Annotated in this window: 14 protein-coding genes; 5 read left to right on the forward strand and 9 right to left on the reverse strand. The window is 42.6% G+C overall.

Annotation, left to right across the window (positions count from 1 at the left end):
* The first annotated feature begins 300 nt into the window (after nucleotides 1-300).
* Together lon and AC1DUD_RS10795 are read left to right on the forward strand one after the other, a co-directional pair.
* Nucleotides 301-2,775 carry an endopeptidase La gene (gene lon / locus AC1DUD_RS10790; protein ID WP_477374463.1) on the forward strand — a complete coding sequence of 825 codons (2,475 nt, stop codon included), beginning with the start codon at nucleotides 301-303 and terminating at the stop codon, nucleotides 2,773-2,775.
* A 446-nt stretch (nucleotides 2,776-3,221) separates the two neighbouring features.
* Complete coding sequence (locus AC1DUD_RS10795; protein WP_477374465.1) at nucleotides 3,222-4,181, forward strand: lipid A deacylase LpxR family protein; 960 nt, start codon at nucleotides 3,222-3,224, stop codon at nucleotides 4,179-4,181.
* A gap of 159 nt (nucleotides 4,182-4,340) precedes the next feature.
* Here the strand turns inward: AC1DUD_RS10795 and arfB are convergent, their stop codons facing one another.
* Nucleotides 4,341-4,757 carry an alternative ribosome rescue aminoacyl-tRNA hydrolase ArfB gene (gene arfB / locus AC1DUD_RS10800; protein WP_477374467.1) on the reverse strand — a complete coding sequence of 139 codons (417 nt, stop codon included), beginning with the start codon at nucleotides 4,755-4,757 and terminating at the stop codon, nucleotides 4,341-4,343.
* A 71-nt stretch (nucleotides 4,758-4,828) separates the two neighbouring features.
* On the opposite strand from arfB, the gene cmk reads away from it, so the two are divergent.
* Complete coding sequence (cmk, locus tag AC1DUD_RS10805) at nucleotides 4,829-5,506, forward strand: (d)CMP kinase (RefSeq protein WP_477374469.1); 678 nt, start codon at nucleotides 4,829-4,831, stop codon at nucleotides 5,504-5,506.
* A 123-nt stretch (nucleotides 5,507-5,629) separates the two neighbouring features.
* Here the strand turns inward: cmk and AC1DUD_RS10810 are convergent, their stop codons facing one another.
* Together AC1DUD_RS10810 and AC1DUD_RS10815 are read right to left on the reverse strand one after the other, a co-directional pair.
* A complete protein-coding gene (locus tag AC1DUD_RS10810) occupies nucleotides 5,630-6,082 on the reverse strand; it encodes a deoxycytidylate deaminase (protein WP_477374471.1) in 453 nt (150 codons plus the stop codon).
* 92 nt (nucleotides 6,083-6,174) lie between these two features.
* Nucleotides 6,175-7,809 (reverse strand): MFS transporter, encoded by a 1,635-nt coding sequence (locus AC1DUD_RS10815; RefSeq protein WP_477374473.1) that lies wholly within the window; start codon nucleotides 7,807-7,809, stop codon nucleotides 6,175-6,177.
* 167 nt (nucleotides 7,810-7,976) lie between these two features.
* Between AC1DUD_RS10815 and AC1DUD_RS10820 the strand changes: the two genes are divergently transcribed.
* Nucleotides 7,977-8,633: a LysE family translocator gene (locus tag AC1DUD_RS10820; RefSeq protein ID WP_121231429.1), complete on the forward strand. Its 657-nt coding sequence runs from the start codon at nucleotides 7,977-7,979 to the stop codon at nucleotides 8,631-8,633.
* A 273-nt stretch (nucleotides 8,634-8,906) separates the two neighbouring features.
* Here AC1DUD_RS10820 and AC1DUD_RS10825 read toward each other — a convergent pair whose 3' ends face one another.
* From AC1DUD_RS10825 to AC1DUD_RS10835, 3 genes are all read right to left on the reverse strand, one after another.
* Entirely contained in the window at nucleotides 8,907-10,814 is a 1,908-nt protein-coding gene (locus tag AC1DUD_RS10825; protein ID WP_477374475.1) for an amidophosphoribosyltransferase, read from the reverse strand.
* 173 nt (nucleotides 10,815-10,987) lie between these two features.
* Nucleotides 10,988-12,967 (reverse strand): amidohydrolase family protein, encoded by a 1,980-nt coding sequence (locus AC1DUD_RS10830; RefSeq protein ID WP_477374477.1) that lies wholly within the window; start codon nucleotides 12,965-12,967, stop codon nucleotides 10,988-10,990.
* Between the two features lie 206 nt (nucleotides 12,968-13,173).
* Entirely contained in the window at nucleotides 13,174-13,782 is a 609-nt protein-coding gene (locus AC1DUD_RS10835; RefSeq protein WP_477374479.1) for an alpha-ketoglutarate-dependent dioxygenase AlkB family protein, read from the reverse strand.
* A 313-nt stretch (nucleotides 13,783-14,095) separates the two neighbouring features.
* On the opposite strand from AC1DUD_RS10835, the gene AC1DUD_RS10840 reads away from it, so the two are divergent.
* Complete coding sequence (locus AC1DUD_RS10840; RefSeq protein ID WP_477374481.1) at nucleotides 14,096-16,093, forward strand: KUP/HAK/KT family potassium transporter; 1,998 nt, start codon at nucleotides 14,096-14,098, stop codon at nucleotides 16,091-16,093.
* Nucleotides 16,094-16,519: 426 nt separating this feature from the next.
* Here the strand turns inward: AC1DUD_RS10840 and AC1DUD_RS10845 are convergent, their stop codons facing one another.
* From AC1DUD_RS10845 to AC1DUD_RS10855, 3 genes are all read right to left on the reverse strand, one after another.
* Nucleotides 16,520-17,827, reverse strand: a complete 1,308-nt coding sequence (locus AC1DUD_RS10845; protein WP_477374483.1) for an ammonium transporter — start codon at nucleotides 17,825-17,827, stop codon at nucleotides 16,520-16,522.
* 95 nt (nucleotides 17,828-17,922) lie between these two features.
* Complete coding sequence (locus AC1DUD_RS10850) at nucleotides 17,923-19,416, reverse strand: NADH-quinone oxidoreductase subunit N (protein ID WP_477374485.1); 1,494 nt, start codon at nucleotides 19,414-19,416, stop codon at nucleotides 17,923-17,925.
* A gap of 7 nt (nucleotides 19,417-19,423) precedes the next feature.
* Complete coding sequence (locus tag AC1DUD_RS10855; RefSeq protein ID WP_477374487.1) at nucleotides 19,424-21,412, reverse strand: mucoidy inhibitor MuiA family protein; 1,989 nt, start codon at nucleotides 21,410-21,412, stop codon at nucleotides 19,424-19,426.
* Nucleotides 21,413-21,415: the final 3 nt, after the last annotated feature.

Here is a 21,415-nt window from a genome sequence, read left to right on the forward strand (position 1 = left end):
TTACAGTTTTGTGAAAAATATTTTCACATGTGCATAAAATTGTGAACAGCTATACTATGACTTTTTTTCATCTTTAACAATAAAATCTTATTTATTTACACTGCATGCCATAAATTTGTAACAAACATATAACCAGTACGTTAAATCAACTAAGTATTTGTTATTACTATTTAGTGTAACTTGGCACAGCTCTTGAACCATAATTAGGCGCGATTTACAATCGTGATTTAACCTGCAATTGGCGTGAATGCTATTTTACAGGCTGACAACATGGCGTTTTATTCTACTAAAATATAATTAATGAATTTCGATCCGTTTGATTTTAAAAATGCTTTACCGGTTATAAATGAGGATTCAGAATTTTTCCCGTTAATGTCATCGGAAGATGAGGAGGAGATGAATAATGAGGAACTTCCCGATGTAATGCCTATTTTACCCTTGCGCAATACCGTGCTTTTTCCCGGTGTTGTGATACCAATTACGGTTGGCAGGGATAAATCAATAAAACTAATCCGCGATGCCAATAAAGGCAGCCGCATGATTGGGGTGGTTTCGCAACAGGATGTGGGCATTGAAGACCCTACTTTTAGCCAGCTAAATAAAGTTGGTACCATAGCACTCATCATAAAAATGCTGCAAATGCCCGATGGTAATACCACCGTTATTATCCAGGGAAAAAAACGTTTTTACTTAAAAGAAGAAGTACAAAGCGAACCTTATATAAAAGCTACAGTTGAGCCCTTCCATGAAATAAAAGGTAAGGAAGATAAAGAATTTAAAGCCATGGTATCATCCATTAAGGATATGGCCATGAGCATTATCCAGCTTTCCCCAAATATCCCAAGTGAAGCAGGTATTGCTATCCGCAATATCGAAAGTACATCGTTCCTGATCAATTTCATATCATCAAATATGAATGCTGATATGACGGCCAAGCAGCACCTTCTTGAAATAGCCAACCTGCGCGAACGTGCCAACCTTGTACTGGAGCATTTAACGCTCGACCTGCAAATGCTGGAACTGAAAAATCAGATCCAGACCAAAGTGCGTGTCGATCTTGATAAACAGCAAAGGGATTATTTCCTTAATCAACAGCTTAAAACCATACAGGAAGAATTGGGTGGTAACAGCCCCGACCTGGAAATTGAGAGCTTACGCCAGCGTTCCGTAAAAAAGAAATGGGCTAAAGAAGTTAAAGATCATTTTAACAAGGAGCTTGAAAAACTTGCACGTACCAATCCAGCAGCTGCCGATTATTCGGTACAGATCAATTATCTTGAACTGCTGCTTGACCTGCCCTGGAACGACTTCACCAAAGACAACTTCGACCTTAAGCGTGCACAGAAGATCCTTGACAAGGACCATTTTGGTTTAGATAAGGTAAAACAGCGTATTATCGAATATCTTGCCGTACTGAAGTTAAAGCATGACATGAAAGCGCCTATCCTTTGTTTGGTAGGCCCTCCGGGAGTTGGTAAAACGTCTCTTGGTAAGTCGATAGCTAAAGCCTTGGGCCGTAAATATGTACGTATGGCATTAGGCGGGATCCGCGATGAAGCAGAGATCCGTGGCCACCGTAAAACATACATAGGTGCTATGCCGGGCCGTATTATCCAGTCGATTAAAAAAGCGGGCGCCTCAAACCCGGTTTTTATTTTAGATGAGATAGATAAAGTGGGCAACGATTTCAGGGGTGATCCTTCATCGGCCCTGCTTGAGGTGCTTGACCCCGAGCAAAACAGCACTTTTTATGATCATTACGTGGAGATGGATTACGACCTTTCAAACGTGATGTTCATAGCAACCGCCAACTCCCTGAGCACTATCCAGCCTGCTTTGTTAGACAGGATGGAGATCATTGAGGTGAACGGTTATACCATTGAAGAAAAAATTGAGATAGCCAAGCAACACCTTGTGCCAAAACAGCGCGAGGCACATGGCTTAAAACTAAAAGATATAAGCCTCAAGGCTGATGTGCTTGAAAAGGTGATAGTTGATTACACCCGCGAATCGGGTGTACGCTCACTGGAGAAAAAAATAGGCTCGGTTGTGCGCGGCGTAGCTAAGAGCATAGCCATGGAAGAACCCTACAACAGCGCCGTAAGCAAAAAAGATATTGAGAAAATATTAGGCGCACCTATTTTTGATAAAGACCTTTACGAAGGCAATGATGTTGCAGGCGTTGTAACAGGCCTGGCCTGGACTTCGGTAGGTGGCGATATCCTGTTCATTGAAGCAAGCTTAAGCCCTGGAAAAGGCCGCTTAACGTTAACAGGCAGCCTTGGTGATGTAATGAAAGAGTCGGTTACTATTGCCCTCGCCTACCTGCGGGCACACGCTGCCGATTTCGACATTAACCCTAAACTGTTTGACCAGTGGGATGTACACGTACACGTACCGGCGGGTGCTACCCCAAAAGATGGCCCATCGGCAGGTGTTACCATGCTTACGGCCTTGGTATCGGCATTTACACAACGTAAAGTAAAACCTAATCTGGCCATGACCGGCGAGATCACGCTACGTGGTCGCGTGTTGCCTGTGGGTGGTATCAAAGAGAAGATCCTGGCTGCCAAACGTGCCAATATTAAGGAGATCATCCTGTGCAAATCAAACCAAAAGGATATCCTGGAAATTAAAGAAGACTATATAAAAGATCTTAGTTTCCATTACGTTACCGATATGAGGGATGTAATAAGCATGGCGCTGCTTAACGAAAAAGTTAAAAAGCCTATTGATCTTACCGTTAAAGAAGACGATAAAGCTGCTGTTAATTAAGCAGTTTACTTGCCTTAACAAAAGAGGTTTCACAGCATGCTGTGAAACCTCTTTTGTTTTAAAGGACTGTGAGTCTGGCAGCCTGTGATGATTTACACTTCTTTTGTATAAAAAAATTGTCATTTCGATTGAGTATGCTTTGGAATGAGCGCCGGGGCGAAAGAGAAATCTTATACGCCATGTAAAACTCTCTTACATGATTTAGTACATATTGCATAAGATTTCTCCTCACCCCTCCCGCGCATTCCCTCTACTGGTTCGTCGAAATGACAACCGGTTTTTAAATGATCTATTTCAAAAGAAGAATCACATTGACTTTCAATACAGGAATTAATGGCTTCGCCCCTAAATAAACATCTTATCAATTTTTAAATTGCCAAATTTATAACTCCTTTATTTGCATTGGGTTTTTTATATATTAGCGCACATATACTATTTAAACCTCAATGCCTAATAAACTATTTTTAACACTGGTATGCCTGCTAAGCGCTACCTGTTTATTTGCACAAACCCGCGGTCACGAATTTGGTATCCAATCTGATAATGATTCATTCCTTGGTCAGGGATCCGACAGGTATTATACTAATGGCATTTTCTTTTATTACAGAAAAGCTTTAACAGTAAAACCATCAGAAAATGATCTCCAGAATAAAGTTTTAGGATTTGAATTGGGGCAAAAAATGTTTAACCCCCAATCGGGCTATGTTCGCGGACCATTTGATATCGATAGGCCCTTCGCGGCATATACCTATTTAGGTTCAACACTTAACTTTCTTTATAAAAATGAAAGTAACCTCAAACTTGGTGCACAATTAGGTGTAGTTGGCCCCGCAGCAGGCGGCGAGCCTGTGCAAAAGCTTATCCACAACACATTTGGCTTTTATCAGCTTAATGGCTGGCAATACCAGATCAAAAATGATGTAGAGCTCAACCTTTCGGCCGAGTATAATAAACTGCTGGCCCGTGCCTCATGGATCGACCTTACATTTAGTTCGTATGCCAACCTGGGCAATGGCTTTACCGGCGCCGGAGCCGGCGGTATGGTGCGTTTAGGAAATTTTAACCAGCTGTTCAATTCCATCAGTACACAAAGCACGGTATCAACCGGTGGCGAAGAAAAATTATTGCACAAGCACGAAATCTTTTTTTACTATAAGCCTCTGGCTAACCTGGTTGGCTATGATGCAACTATACAAGGCAGCCTGTTCCGCAAACATGACGATCCGAACAGCCTGGAAGTTGTTTCAGAAAAGAACCCTTTTATATTTAGCCAACAGGTTGGCGTAGCTTTTACCACCAGCCGCTTTGCCTTTGATATAGCTGCCATATTTCATACCAAAGATGCCAAGGAGATGTTTCGCTCGCACCAATGGGGATCTATTACCGGGTTTTATAGGTTTAAGTAGAGAGATTAGAGGTTGGAGGTTAGTGATTAGGAGAACCCTTGCTTAAACCACCACGTCATTATAAGCGCAGCGTTGCAATCGCACGGAAGCTTAGCCGTCCTGTATAGCATACGATTGCCACGCTGCCCTCGCAATGATATACTTTTAGGGAGTTCCCCTCTAATCACTAATATTAAATCTTTTTCCTCTCCCCTCCTTCTTCACCGATTGTATTTTCTTACTGTCGAGCCTTGCGGCTTTTTTGGCTTTACTTACTTTGGTTGGCTTTCGTACCTTGGGCTTTTGGAGGGCTTTTATCAATAATGATGTTAACCGTTCAATCGCTTTTTCTTTATTGAGATATTGGCTCCTTTCTTCATCGCATACTACCTGCACGTATCCATCTTTGTTAAACCTGCTTTGTAGTTTTTCGGTTAGCAGTTGCTTTTCCTCATCGGTAAACAATGCTGATGAGGCAATTGAAAACAGCAATTCAACCTTGCTCGAAACCTTATTTACGTTTTGGCCGCCTTTTCCGCCGCTTCTGGATGTTTTGTGGCTCGTTTCCTTTTGGAGATCGGCCTTGGTAAAATTCATCATCAAAAATAAGCCTAATTGGTTTAGCTCCGGCAGGTCATTTGTATATAATTTACTAATTTAGCAGTTCTATGAACAACAATATCGTAGTAGCCATTGATGGTTATTCTTCGTGCGGCAAAAGCACCCTGGCAAAGGCTTTAGCAAAAGAGCTTCATTTTATTTATGTTGATAGCGGCGCTATGTACCGTGCTGTAACCTTATATTTTTTAAGGCATAACATTGATCTGGAAAATCATGTCCAGGTTGCAGATGCACTACATAATATCCATCTTAACTTTACCACCCATAATAACAAAACGTTCATTACCTTAAATGAGGAAGATGTATCTGAGGAGATCCGCCAGATGCATGTAGCCGATAAAGTTAGCCCGGTTTCGGCCATTAAAGAGGTGCGTGTAGCCATGGTGAGGCAACAGCAGCGCATGGGCCGTTCAAAAAACATCATCATGGATGGCAGGGATATCGGTACCGTTGTATTTCCGGACGCCCAGATAAAATTGTTCATGACTGCCGATCCAAAGATCCGGGCCGAACGCCGCTACAAAGAGTTATTACCAACCAATCCCAATATTACCTTAGAAGAAGTTTTTGATAACCTTGCCCACCGCGACTACCAGGACACCACACGCAAGGAAAGCCCGTTAGTTCGCGCTCATGACGCTATTATATTAGACAACACCGACCTTAGCCAGGACGAGCAATTACTCTTTGCACTGAGCCGTATTGAGCCTTTTATTGCGGAATAGCGGAAACCATGATTTTAAGGATTTAAGGATTTCTTGATATTGAAAAAAATGTATCAGGAAATCTTTTAATCAAGCAAATCAAGGTTCAAAAATATATCAGCGAAATCAACGCAATCAAAACCATCAACGGTCAAACTTCTCAGCCTTAACCCCAAATTTGTTTAAAAAATCTACGCCTTCATCGCTTGGTAAACCTTTGTACTCTGCGTACGATTTATCATAGTAAACATGGGTAATCCCCGCCGAATAGATGAGCCTTGCACAAGGCAAACAGGGTGATAGCGTGGTATACAGCGTAGCCCCTTCAAGTCGTGCCCCATTCTTTACTGCATAAAGTATCGCGTTTTCTTCCGCATGCAGGGCAAGCGAGCAGCTGCCTTTTGAATCGCGCGCGCAACCAACCCCGGGCCATTCCTCATCACAATTATGTGTACCTGCAGGCGGCCCGTTGTAACCGATAGATATGATCCTGGTGTCGCGGGTTAAAACCGCCCCAACATGCGCCTTAACGCAATGCGACCGCTGCGAAAGATCAGTGGCCAGGTTCATGAAAATATGATCGAAGCTGGGTTTCATAGTTTTAAGTCATTATGTCATTAAACGTCATTGGGTCATTACTTCATTTAAAAATGACTTAATGACCCAATGACTTAATGACCGATTAAATATTAATGCCCGCCTTTAACTTCAACGTGGTCAAGGTCGATACCCTGACTACGGAGTTCGCGGCTAACTTTCCATGCAAAATAAGCAAGGTATGCAAAGCCAATTACGGGTACAATATAAGAGAAGTGGATACCGCTCATGCCTGGTATAACATTACCTGCGCCATCGGCAACTTTACCTTGCAATGGAGGGATGATAGAGCCGCCTAAGATCATCATGATCAAAAATGCCGAGCCCTGGCTGGTATATTTACCCAAACCTGTAATAGCTAATGAGAATATAGAAGGCCACATGATAGAACAGCATAAACCACCACTAATAAAAGCGAAGGTAGCCACTTTACCTGTAGTAAATAAACCCGCAAGCATAAATGCTACGCCCAACAACCCAAGCACAGATAAGGTACGGGTTGGCTTTTGCTGACCGATAAAGAAAGCAACAATCAGGATGGCTACACAAATTGCATAGGCGTAAAGATGGCTTACGTTAGCACCTGAAAAAATATTTACGAGCAACACTATACCAAATGCAAGAAAAGGAATTAAAACATATAAAATGTATTTAACAGATTTTGAAAGATTAAATGCGTCAATAGATCCTGCAAAACGACCGATCATTAAACTACCCCAATATAATGAGATATATGGTGCAATGTCAGATTCAGCGAATGAACCAAACTCAGGAGTTTTCAATAACGAACCCATATTACTTTGAATAGTTACTTCAGTACCTACATAGGTAAATATGGCCAGCATACCCAATATCAACTGTGGATATTGCATAGCACCCCAGCCTTCTTTGCTCTTTTTAGCGGCAAAAATAGTACCTACCAGTGTAAATACAATTATAGCCAACGAGGCATATACAAAATATTGGCTTGGTATGCCTACAGCCTTGCTGATAGGGTCGGCTGCAAGGATTAAACAAAAAGCTACAAACATTACCAGTAATGGTGTATTTGCTTTTGAACTTGATTCGATTTTTTCATCGCTGGTAACCTTTGGCAGGTTTGAGAACCAGAAGAACAAAGCAACAGCAATGAATAAGCCGGCCAACAGGTAATACAGGTTATTGATGGATGATATTTTAACATCGGCAGCAGCAGTTTTTGCTGTTGCCGAACCAAATAATACCACGCTCACTACAACCGGGCCTAATAAAGCACCGATGTTATTTATACTGCCAGCAAAATTTAAACGGTTTGAACCGGTTTCGGGCGGACCTAATGCCACAACAAAAGGGTTTGCAGCCGTTTGCTGTAGTGAAAAACCAACCGCGATGATAAAGAAAACAGCAAGGATAAAACCAAACGCGCCTGAAGCCACAGCAGGGATCATAGCTAATGCGCCCACCGCCGAAACAATAAGGCCTAAAATAATGCCATTTTTGTAACCTAACTTGTTCATGATATCAACCTTGCTTGCCTGAGAAGCAAAGTAAAGGATCAATGAACCAATGAAATACCCTCCATAAAATGTAAAGTCAATTAGTTGGGATTCAAACTGGGTAAGGTGAAAGTGTTCTTTGCAGAAGGGTATGAAAATACCGTTGGAGGCTGCTAAAAAGCCCCAGAAAAAAAACACGGTAATCAGCGTATACAGGGCTGTACCGTAGTTCTTAGCATCTTTTTGTTCCATTTTAAAATAGGTTGTACAGATTTGATTTTTGAATCTCTAAACATAATCCAATTTTGCTAAAACTCTCCACTCTTTTTTAAATAAATTAAATCACAATTTTAACTTTCGTTGTTTATGAGATAAAATTGCATATTCGCAATGTTCAAAAAAGAACAAAGCTTAACTTAATGATAAAAGCCATTGTTTCGGGTATCGGGTTTGGATTAGTACTTACATTTATTACCGGCCCGGTTTTTTTTGCGCTTATTAAAACCAGCATCGAAAAAGGGTTTCATGCCGGTATTTCGCTTGCCCTGGGTGTGGTTTGCAGCGATGTGGTTTTTGTTGGCGCGATCCTCTTCGGTTCGCAATATATCGATGTATCAGATCATACCAAAGTTATAGCCGGTGTTGTGGGCAGCGCCATATTATTTGCGCTTGGGCTATATTATATGTTCAAGAAAAGCGAGATCAACTATGAAAATAAGGTACCCTCAAGTGCCGACCGTTTTGGCTATGTACTTAAAGGCTTCCTGATGTGTATTTTTAACCCTACCCTCCTCTTCCATTGGACGGTAGTGATCGGCGCAGCCAGTACAACTTTCCTTGTAGGCACGCCTCATCGTTCCTTCCATATAGCCGTTATGTTCTTAACCATACTCATCATTCAGTTCGGTATGGATACCCTCAAAGCTTTTTACGCAAATAAACTACGCGACCGCATTTCGGTTAAATTTATTCATCGCCTTAACGAAGTAGCCGGTATAGCTCTTATTATTGCTTCGCTGGTGTTGATTGATAAGCTGGTTACGCATTTTGTGTTTGCTGCGCCGGCGGGATCGTAAGGGTTTTCTCTTATCTTATTTTTTCGCTCGCTCGTCATGCAGTGAACTTCTGAAAGTGAACTGATATCAAGCAAAGAGGCCTGTCAGTCTGAGCCTGTCGAAGACTCGTGCGCAGAGGCCCTGCCCGCCATACTTCAACAAGCTCAGCATGACACCCATTTTTAATCATATCATGAGCATTTTTTTCAACATGACCACGATTTTTCAAAACAAAAAAGGCGATGAAAAAATCATCGCCTTGAATATTATCGCCCCTTTAAGGGGTTATGTATCTTACATGTAAGCTCTTTGGTTTTTACCTTCCATCCAGTTAACAAAGGCGCGGTTAACAACCTTGTTACCACCAGGGGTTGGGTAATCACCGCTAAAGTACCAGTCACCAAGATTATCAGGACAAGCGATGTGCAGGTTATCCAATGTCTGGTAAATTACCTGTACTTCACAGTTAACGTTTTTAGGAGTGATGATCTTAGCTATACGGTCAGAGATTTGCTGGTCGGTAAACATGGCATAGATCTCTTTAACATAGTTTTCAACATCTTCCTTCGGCAGTTTGTGGCTGTCTTTACATTTTTGGTAAACATCCAGGATCACATCTTCCCTATCCATCTCTTTTAACAGGCTTATAGCTGCTTCAAAGGCAACAAACTCGCCCATGCGCGACATATCAATGCCGTAACAGTCAGGGTAACGGATCTGCGGAGCAGATGAAACCACAACTACCTTTTTAGGCCCGAGCCTGTCCAAAATTTTCAGGATACTTTGTTTAAGCGTAGTACCTCGAACAATGGAATCATCCAATACTACCAGTGTGTCGGTACCTTTTTTGATAAGACCGTAAGTGGTATCATATACGTGGGCCACCATTTCGGAACGGTCGGCATCCTGGGTGATAAAGGTACGTAGCTTAACATCCTTAATAGCTATCTTCTCAACCCTTGGTGCTACCTGCAATATTTCGGCAATATCTTTTTCAGTGATATCGCTTCCAAGCTCAAGCAGCTTTTCATGCTGATATTTTTTTACATACTTGTGCATGCCTTCAACCATGCCGTAAAAGGCAACTTCGGCTGTGTTTGGTATGTAGGAGAAAACTGTGTTTTTAATATCATGATCAACAAAATCCAATATCTGCGGACAAAGCAAACGGCCTAATTGTTTACGTTCACGGTAAATAGCCGAGTCGCTGCCGCGCGAAAAGTAGATCCGCTCAAATGAACAAGCTTTCTTTTCCTTTGGCTCGCTGAACATATCTTCAGAGATCTTGCCGTTCTTTTTAACGATCAAAGCATGACCCGGGCGAATTTCCCTGATCTCTTCCATCGGTATATTAAATGCTGTTTGGATAGCAGGGCGTTCTGAAGCTGCAACCACGATCTCATCATTGTAATAGTAAAACGCCGGACGGATACCAACCGGGTCGCGCATTACAAAGGCATCGCCATGGCCCAGGATCCCGGCAATGGTATAACCACCATCCCAGTTCTTGGCCGATTTACGGAGGATCTTGGCTACGTCCATATCATTAGCGATCAGTTTACTGATCTCCACGTTATCGTCCAATCCTTCGCGTTTATACTGATCGAACAGGCCTTGATTTTCAGTATCAATAAAGTGACCTATTTTTTCAAGTACGGTGATAGTATCAGCTTGCTCTTTTGGGTGCTGGCCCAGATCGTAAAGTTGTTGCAACAGCTCGTCAACATTGGTCATGTTGAAGTTACCTGCTATAACCAAATTACGTGTTTGCCAGTTGTTTTGCCTCAAAAATGGATGGCAGCTTTCAATGCTGTTTTTACCGTGGGTACCGTAACGCAGGTGCCCTAATAAAACTTCGCCGGTAAAGCTAACATGCTCTTTAAGCCATTCGGCATCAAGCATCCTTTCGGGGGTCTCTTTTTGAATCTCCGCGAATTTCTTCTGGATATATTCAAAAATATCAGCAACGGCATTTGAAGCCATGGAGCGGTGACGACTGATGTAGCGTTTGCCCGGAGCAATATCCAGTTTAATGGTAGCAACACCTGCGCCATCCTGGCCGCGGTTGTGCTGTTTTTCCATTAAAAGGTAAAGTTTGTTCAGGCCGTACAGTGCAGTTCCGTACTTTTTCTGATAATAAGATAGTGGCTTTAGTAAGCGGATAAATGCCACACCGCATTCATGTTTAATCTGATCGCTCATGATTCGGAATGAGGCTGCAAAGGTATCATTTTAAAATGAAGTATGGCTACATTCAATTGTCATTAATTAGTAGTTTGTTAATTGTTTTGTCGATTGGATAAATCGCCGATTAAATAAACTGTAATTACACTGAAAACCAACCATTCACCCAATCAGCATAACAAATTACATACCTATTTTTTAAAGCCAACCATCTGGTGCAGCTTAACCGGGTCATAAATCCTTCCCTCTTTTATCACTACTGATACCTTACGAATATCCATGATATTGTTCAGCGGATCACCGTCGATAATAACCAGATCGGCTTGTTTACCAACCTCAACTGAGCCTGTTGTTTTATCAAGGCTCATTACTGTAGCGGGTGTAATAGTTGCTGTTTTGATAGCCTGCGCCGGGCTTAAGCCTGCTTCTACATATAATTCCAGTTCCCTGTCAAGACTGTAACCCGGGAAGCCCATATCTGTACCGGCAACTATAGGTACCCCCGCATCATACAATACCTTTACTGTTTTCTTCATGCTCTCGTATATCGGCTTCAACTTAGCAGCCTGTGCAGGTTCTTCGCCCATGTTCTTAAACAGCGCCTGAAGCGGCAGCGGCAAATTATAATAGTTAGGTTCAAGTTTCGTGATATCATCTTTGACATTACGGAATGCCAGCTCAAAAACACCTATGGTAGGATCAATAACCACATGATGATCTTTTATGAACTTGATTGCCGCCACACTTATCGAATCATCAAAAATAGTAGCCCTATTCTTATCACGTTTCATGATGGAATACACGTACTGAACATGATTAACCATATTCATCCCCGAATCAACACCCTGCTGCAGGGTCATTCCATTGGGAATGTGTCCTGTTACGGTTAAACCCAAACGGTGCGCCTCATCGCAGATAACTTTAACTATGGCCGGTTTTACCGAACTGTAGATCTTGATCTGCTGAAAGCCATTTTCTTTATAACGGTCAACCGCTTTTATAGCCTCTTCCTTAGTATCGGCCTGGATAATACCCAGTGCATACGGCCCTTTGCCGTCAATAATACCGGCTTTAATGATATTTGGCCCAACACCTTTGCCGCCATCAACAGCGGCTTTTATTGCATTAATATATCCAAATTCATTACCGCAATCGCGCACGGTGGTTACACCTGCCGCAAGATACGCCGGCCCCCATTCGGCCTGTTCAAAATGTGCGTGCATATCCCAAAGACCCGGTAAAATCGTTTTTCCTTTGGCATCGATGATCTTAGCCCCTGCCGGAATTTTCACTTCACCTGCTTTACCTGTTTGTTTGATAACGCCATTCTCTATTAAAACAACCGCATTTGCTGTGCTTGTACCCGTGTTTACATCAACCAGATTGCCTCCGGTAACAGCTATAACTTTATCAACCGTCCCGATTGGCGCGGCTGCTTTGGCAAATAGCTCCATACCATAGATAGCAGCCTTGCTGATAAATTGCGGCAGCAGTTCTTCATAAGGCACGCGCATCATTTCCAGTTTATCACCCTCGGCGTCATTCGTAATCAAACAGATAAGTTTACCTTCATTATCCGTCCAAACCAGTTCATTGCCCCAAACCAGTCCGCTTATAGTAAGCCGGTTAAGTGTAACCGGTTTACCGTTAAAAGTAAGCTGATCGGTACCTGATTTTTTGATCTGTACATCACCAAATGGCAGCGTATGAATATTTGCAGGTTGCTTATGCTTATTCCAATACTGAACGAGCACCTGCTGCACTGTGCCCGGCGAATAGCCTGCTACCGGGAAACTAAGCGGCAGTGCTTTTTGCGTATATGACGAATCATTAACCCTGATAGCTACTTCACCTCCGCGAATGGTCACCTTATCATCAATGGTTGAAAATCTTGAAGTATTACCTTTTATAGTTAGCTCCAGCGGGTCTGTCACTGGATTTACCTTCAGTTCGGCAGTAAGGGGCACGGGTGAACCACGGTCAACAAATTTAAAATCGATATTATAATGAACAGCATCTTTATACTTGCGCACATAGTAAGTCTCCTTACCGATGTGCTGCTCAAACTTGTGAAGAAAGAAGGTTCCGCTATCAACAGGTAAATCGGTCTGGGCCCGGGCATTTGTTATCAAGGCCGAAAGGGCGGCAAATAATAATAAAGGTCTTTTCATGAGGTCAGTAATGTTAATGTAAGATAGTAGTTTGTTTGCGATGTTACAAAGCCGCCTTTGAGATTTTGGCTAAAGCCCCTATATGATCCGCGTTTAACCGTCCGTTAAAACCGATAGATAACATAAAGGCGAAAGGCGGCTTTAGTCGAAACTAACCACGATAGCACTTTGCTAAGTTTCTTTGAACAGCAAAATATTCAAACAAGCTACCCGATATACCTAAACGTAATATTAATCCTCGCTCCCTGCATCCTGCTTGTTTTGGGTACCTGGTGAAGCCAGTGATGCTGCGTTTGCCCCTGCATGATCAGCAGGTCGCCATTATTGAGGTTAATGGAAACTTTGGCATTCTTTTGCTGCTTATGTTTAAACTGAAAAATCCGCGATGCACCAAATGACACCGAAGCTATGACCGGATTTCCGCCAAGCTCAGTTTCATCATCGCTATGCCAGCCCATACTATCACTGCCATCCCGGTAATAATTAAGCAGGGCAGTATTGAACCGGTGACCGCATTGCTGCTCTGCCGCCTGTCTAATATCATCAAGCAGCGGACTAAACTTAACAGGTACGTTCACAACACCTGAATATACATACACCTCGTCGCTCTCCCCATACCATGCTGTAAGCCTCGGAAAGTTGATCTCCTTACCATAGATCTTCATTTTATCCTGTTTCCATGGTGTTTCATCAACCAGCCGGGTAAACACGTCGTCCTTAAAAAAATGCGGGTAAAGTAAAACCTCGCCGTCAAAAGGCAATAAGTTTTTTGGCGCACCAAACAGGTTTAGCTGATCATTATTGAATAGATCCATGCTCAAATATCAGTAATAGTACCATAAAAACGCGCAGCCTGCTTTGCTCTCAATATGATAAAACCTATCATTTTGATAGCTTTTCCTCATATTGAGAAAATCTTTCTCATTTTGATAAACGACTGTAAAACAAATATCTAAATAAAAATAAATTCTACTGGCATGCTTATTGGCTATGTGCATGCATAGTACAAAATGTAATTTACGATGGCATTGTTTACCACTGCGGCAGCAAAATTTTCAAAACGGACCATAAACTCCTCCGTTGCTTTGGTATCATCCCCTCTTTTTCCCCTAACAATTTATACAATTCATGAATTCGCACGTTAAGCAACTCACTTTTGCGGGTATGATCGTTACCCTCGGTATTATTTTTGGCGATATCGGTACTTCTCCCCTTTACGTTTTCCAAACTTTGTTGGTTGAAGGTGGCAAAGTAAATACCGCGCTGGTATTGGGCTCTATTTCCTGTATCTTCTGGACGCTCACACTCCAAACCACTTTCAAATATATTGTTATTACCCTACAGGCCGATAACAAAGGCGAAGGCGGTATTTTTTCATTATATGCGCTGGTAAGGCGTTATGGTAAATGGCTGGCTATCCCCGCCATTATAGGTGCAGGCACTTTACTTGCCGATGGTATCATCACACCTCCTATCTCCGTAACATCAGCTATAGAGGGCTTGAACCTTGTACCGGCATTTTCAACTGTGATAGTACCCGGTAATAACCTGATCCTGATCATTGTGATCACCATCATTTTATTGCTGTTCTTTTTCCAGCAGTTCGGCACCAAGGTGGTTGGCTCCGCTTTCGGTCCGGTTATGCTGCTGTGGTTTATTATGCTTGGCGTGTTAGGCACCATGCAGATAGCGCACTTTCCATCTATCTTTAAAGCCCTTAACCCTTACTATGGGGCCCGCTTACTAATGGACCACCCTAAAGGTTTCTGGCTATTAGGCGCGGTATTTTTATGTACTACCGGAGCGGAAGCCCTTTACTCCGATCTGGGCCATTGCGGTCGCCGCAACATCCAGGTAAGCTGGATTTTTGTAAAAACAACCCTGATATTGAACTACCTCGGTCAGGGTGCATGGGTACTATCACAAGCACCAGGCAAGGATTTTACCGGCGTTAACCCTTTCTTTGAGATCGTACCGCATACCTTCCTTTTACCTGCTGTGGCTTTGGCAACACTGGCAACCATTATTGCCAGTCAGGCTTTGATCAGCGGTTCATTTACACTCATCAGCGAGGCAGTAAGTATGAATTTCTGGCCCCGGATCACTATTAAATACCCCTCAAACATCCGCGGGCAAATCTATATCCCAAGTATTAACTGGATGTTGTGTATCGGCTGTATCCTGGTATCGTTATACTTCCGTACCTCAAGCGCCATGACGGCTGCATATGGTTTTAGTATCACCATTGCCATGCTCAGCACCACTATTTTAATGTATTACTTTATGCGCTATGTAAAGCACTGGCCGGTATGGCTGGTTACTATTATCCTGTGCCTATTTGTAACTGTCGAGTTCTCTTTCTTTGTAGCCAACGCGGTTAAAATATTAAAACGTTTGTTCTTTGTAGGATTTGAAGTCGGCCTGATCTTTACCATGTACACCTGGTTCAGGGCACGTAAAATCAATAACCGCTTCCTTAATTTCATCGACATTAAAGAAAAACTGCCCTTACTTAATGCGCTGAGTAACGATACCGCTGTAAATAAATATGCAACCCATCTTATTTATTTAACCAAAGCCAATAACAGCAAACAGATAGAGGAAAAGATCATTTACTCTATTATGAGCCGTCGCCCCAAACGTGCTGACACCTATTGGTTTGTACATATTGAACGCACCGACGAGCCTTACACCATGGAGTACACTGTCGACCAGATTGAACCGGGCAAAGTGATCCGTGTAGAGTTCCGTCTTGGTTTCAGGATCCAGCCACGTGTAAATGTGCTGTTCCGTAAGGTAGTGGAAGATATGGTTGAACGTGGCGAGATAGATATCACCAGCAACTATCCATCTCTGAAACAATATAAGATGGCTGCCGATTTCAGGTTTGTGATCATGGAAAAATTCTTGTCGTACAATAACCTGTTCAGCGTATCCGAAGGTTTTATCCTGAACAGTTATTTTGCCATCAAAAAATTGGCCCAGTCTGAAGCTAAAGCTTTTGGCCTGGATACCAGCGAAACACGCGTTGAAAAGATCCCGCTGGTAGTAAAACCGGTTAATAACATTCATATCAAACGGGTGGATGACCCGGTAAACAATTTGGTTGCCGAGTTTGCTGATTAAAGCAAGCCACCCAACGTCGCTGCGCGTGTTACCCCTCTTTGCTTTGCAAAGAGGGGTTTTCTTTTTTAATTTGACTTTGCGCAGGTACAAGCGTCTTCCGCCATAGCCGTTAGCCTAAGCAATTAATTGAATTTTAAATCCCCTCTTGAGAGGGGGCGCGTAGGAACGTGTGGTAGCAGGGGTGTGTTATATAGGCGATAAGCCGCATGTAGAATAACACACCCCTCCACCCCTCTCAAGAGGGGAATCGCACACTCCCACGCTTTTGAGGAAGTTTTTTAACGTCCGCAGCCCAAGTTATCCAATGTTCATTATCAAACCCTCAAAACTTGAGCTAAGACAATGAAGTATTTTGCTTTAAAACGAAACTCCCGGCCTTACGGCCGGGAGTTTCATCAGGTTTATTGGATTGGTTGGAAAATATGATTATAATTTTTCGCCGTGCTGGCTGATGTCAAGGCCTTGCTCTTCTTCTTCGGCAGAAACCCTTAGTGGCGAGATCATGTCGGTGATCTTTAACAATAGTAATGAGCCGAAAAACGCGAATACCGATACGCAAACGAGCGCTACCAGTTGAACAAGAAATAAATGGGTTTCACCAAAAAACAAGCCGTTACCGGTTGTATTATTAGGGTTTACATGCTGACTGGCAAATACACCGGTTAACAACATCCCTACCATGCCGCCAACACCGTGGCAAGGGAACACATCAAGTGTATCATCAATGGAAGTACGGGTACGCCATTCAACAACCAGGTTACTCACCACAGCCGATATGATACCGATAGCCAGCGAATGCGGCACCGATACAAAGCCTGCAGCAGGCGTAATAGCAACTAACCCCACAACAGCACCAATACAGGTACCCATTGCCGATGGTTTGCGGCCAAGCAGCATATCAAAAAAGATCCAGGTAACACCCGCGGCTGCCGAAGCAGTGGTACTGGTTGCCAAAGCGGTAACCGCCAAAGCATTAGCCCCAAAAGCCGAACCGGCATTAAAACCAAACCAGCCGAACCATAACAGACCTGTACCTATCATTACATAAGTGATACGGGCCGGCGCATGGTTAGCCTCATTACGGCGTTTTAAGTATAAGGCTGATGCCAATGCAGCCCATCCAGCCGACATGTGCACTACCGTACCACCTGCAAAGTCTAACACACCAAATTTGGCTAATATGCCATCCGGGTGCCAGGTGCAATGCGCCAGCGGTGAGAATATGAAAATCGAGAACAGTACAAGGAAAATAATGTATGAGTTAAAACGGATGCGCTCGGCAAATGCACCGGTGATAAGCGCCGGGGTAATAATAGCAAACTTTAACTGGTACATGGCAAAAAGCAGCAATGGGATAGTTGGCGCGGCTTTCCAGGTAGCATTACCCAGCATACCCTTCATCATAAAATAGGTTGATGGATTRCCGATAATGCCGTAAAAGCTATCGCCAAAGGCCAGGCTGAAACCAAAAATGCCCCACATTACCGTAATGATCACCATACAAACAATGCTTTGCAGCATGGTTGATATCACGTTCTTTTTGTTAACCATCCCTCCGTAAAAAAACGCAAGACCGGGAGTCATGATCAAAACCAGCGCCGTCGACATCAGCATCCAAGCTATATCACCCGTATTAAAATTGGGGTGGCCGGAATTTTTAAAATCAACCGACGGAAAAATAAAAGTAAGCGAAAGTATAATTAAGATCAGGAAAAAAGGGAAGTACCTCTTCATGTATTCAGAAAAAATATGTTTTAAATCGGCATGAAAGGTAGTATTTTTTCTAAAAACAAAAGAAACTAATTGACTTTTGTTGAAAAAAACATCAACTACAGATATTTCAGGATAGAATTTGGAAAAATCCCTAATAAAACAAGCAGAAAACTTATAATGACAGCTAAAACAAGCAAATTATAAGATCTTTCGCTGGCAACTTCTGCATTTTCTGTTCTTTTAAGAAATAAATACAGCGGGATTTTGAGGTAATAGAATAGTGATACGACCGTGGTTATGGCACCGGTTATCATCAATGCCAGCAGCCAGATACTATGCGTTTGCTCATAAGCGCTATAAACTGCCGAAAACACAAATAACTTACCTGTAAAGCCGGCAGTAACCGGGATCCCGGTTAACGAAATAAGGATAATCACAAAACAAACCGAAGCTACAGGGTATTTTAAACCCAAACCTTTGTAGCCTTCCATCTCTTCGGCGTCAACAATATTACTGTAATAAGAGGCCAATGCCAGCGCCCCGATATTGGCAAGCGCATAAACAGCAAGATAATACGTAAGTGATGATAGCCCTTGCAAATTGAAAGTAACCACTGCCATTAAAGCAAACCCGGTATGACCCATGCTCGAATAAGCCAGCATCCTTTTTACATTATTTTGCAAAACGGCGGCAAAATTTCCGGCTATCATCGTAATGATACCAATGGCCGATAAAACAATGCCAAAATCAATCCCTTTCCAATCTGCCGAAAACAGGAACAAAGGCATCACGTTTACCAGTAATGCAAAAGCAGCTATTTTGGGTACAGTTGAAAGGTAAGCAGTAACAGGTGTGGGCGCTCCCTGGTAAACATCGGGCACCCAAAAATGCATGGGCATAAATGATAGTTTAAAGCCTATCCCAATCATCACCAATACCAAAGCAAATGAAACACTTACCGGATTTACATTTGGCAATTGCGCTACGATATTCAGCAGATCAAGTGAGCCGCTGAAGCCATACAGTAATGAAATACCATACAGCATAATAGCTGATGATGCCGCGCCGAACAGCACATACTTTAAACCCGCCTCGGTACTCAAAGCGGTGTCAGAACGGTAAGCCACCATCAGGTATGATGCTACGGATACCATCTCAATAGCAAGATAAACCGACAGCAGGTTAATAGCCATAGCCATTAAATGCAGACCTAAAATAGATGCGATGGAAATGGTATACAGGTCTGCTAATCCTTTAGGATGCGCTTTCAGTTTATCATCCCATGTAAAATTCAATAACAGGATGAATGACAGCAGATCGATAATGATCTTGAAGAACACCGCTGACCTACGCAGCAATAACATACTCCCGAAAATAACATGATCCCCGTCAAGGATCAGGGCTACCTGCTGCAGGTCTTTAAACAACACCAGCAACAAGCCTGCACAGGCTACTATTTTACAAAGCTTTACAGATCTGCGCCCAAATATCAGGTCGGTTATCAGCACCACTAAAAACAGCACGGTTAAATAAATTTCGGACATGAAATAGGGAATGCTGCCAAAAACATTGGTTAACTGAGCTGATATATGGGGGAGCAGATCGTGCATTTATATTTTATTGTACTATTACTGATTGATTTTTGGGGTACTTAACCTGGTATTTTAATTTCACCTTCTTTTCATCGAGCGAATTTAACATGAAATTCCATGAAACCTTGCCTGTTGTTGCATCAGGTTTCGCGCCTGATGTTTCCTGGGTTTCCACTTCGATATCCTTATTCTGCGAAACCGGCACCTGGTCTTCAACCAGCAGGTTAACCGACTGAGTTTTCCTGTTTTTAACATCGATTAGCCAGTTGCGGGTTTCTTTTTGGTTTGAACCTAACGACTGGCGCAAAGCAAGGCCTTTTTCCAACGTACGGGTAACAATAATATTTTTATCCGTACCTAATGAAAGGTTCAGCGTATCTGTGGTAGCATCGGTATTGATAAGCGACTTGCCGATGTAAGTACCTTCAAAAAACAGGTTAGCTTCGCCAGACAGGAAACTGTATTTGTTCCAGTTGGTAAGCTGCGCGGTGAGGAACACATCGGTACTTAATTTAGGCGCTACATAATACTGGTAGGTAGCATCGATATTATACTGGCTTATCTCAACCGCATATTGCTTGCCGTCACTTGGCACGGTATAAGGGTTGGCGATGTTAAATTCGATATTGGTTTGATTCTCTTCTTTTTTTACCTGGATAGGTGTAGTGTAAGCTGGTTCTTTACGTACACTGCTTACACTGCCGGTGCTGTAGCCGGAAGAATTATCATCACGGGCAGAACTGTACCCAACTACTACAACTTCATTTAACTGTTTTGAAGATAATTTTAAAGATACGTTGATCACCGCCGTATTGGCTAATCTTTCCTGTGTTTCAAAGCCGATAAAACTATAAGTGAGCACCGGATTACCAGCCGGTAACTGGATACTGTAATTGCCTCCTACATCGCTCACCGCACCTATTGAGGTTCCTTTTACCCTAATAGCCACACCCGGCAAACCTTGTTTATCATCGCTGTTTACTATCCTGCCCGTTACCTTGGTTATGGACGCGGTTGATCCGGAATAATACATCCCAAAGTTGAGGTAACTCGGTGTAAGTTCGGGTTTTGCACCATTCACTGTAGGGTTTCCTGTCGATAGGGTAAGTTTGGCATTTTTCCAGTCTTCACCGGTTTGTTGTGATACATTAGCTTTGTAAACAATGGTGATAGGGCTGTTCACATTTTTAGCGCGAATATCATAGGTTGGGAACCAGTTTGCATTGCGCACTACATAACTTAAGATAAAATTTGCCTGTAAAACGGCTTTTGATGATACGGTTACCAATATATTACTGGTAGTTTTAACACTTGCATTGTTAATTTCCTCTATCCGCCTATTATAATCGTCTATCTGACTATTTAGCAGATCTACCTGATCGCGCGCAACCTGCTGGTTCTTTTTGATCTCATTTAAACGCGCTGTTTGAAAATCAAGCGCCTGCTTTAATTTAACCGGATCTAAAGCAACATTTGTACCATTACTTACCGGGTTTTTGGCCATAGTATTAGCCTCTTCCTGGTAAACAGAATACATGTTGTTTATTAAACTCACTTTATCCCTTAACAGTTTTTGCTTGTCGGAAATTACCTGCACCTGTTTTTGCCTAATCTCATTGTCTGAAAAATCAAGTTCATGGTTAACCGAAAGGATGGTGAAATCGCCGCCGGCATTTACCTGGATACTTTGCACATCAATACCCGGCGACAGATTTTCAAATATTAGTGTTGATGTACCGGGGCTGATATTCACCAGCGCGGTACGGCTTACCTGCGCCCCGCTTAAAAACACGGTTACTTTTTGAACTTTTGAGGCTACCTTTTGTCCCTCCTCGGCTTTGGTTGCTGTGGCGATAAAAAATAATGCAGCAGCGATAGATAATTTCTTAAACATAATTCCTTCGGTTAAATACATACCATCTGTTATTTCGCTTATGCCCGGGTTGCCGGGGGCAGCGTAAATAAAAGATGCAGTGGTATGCACTTTTCCATAAATGAATTTATGTTGAAACACGAT

The organism is Mucilaginibacter sp. P4_A11, assembly GCF_056402535.1.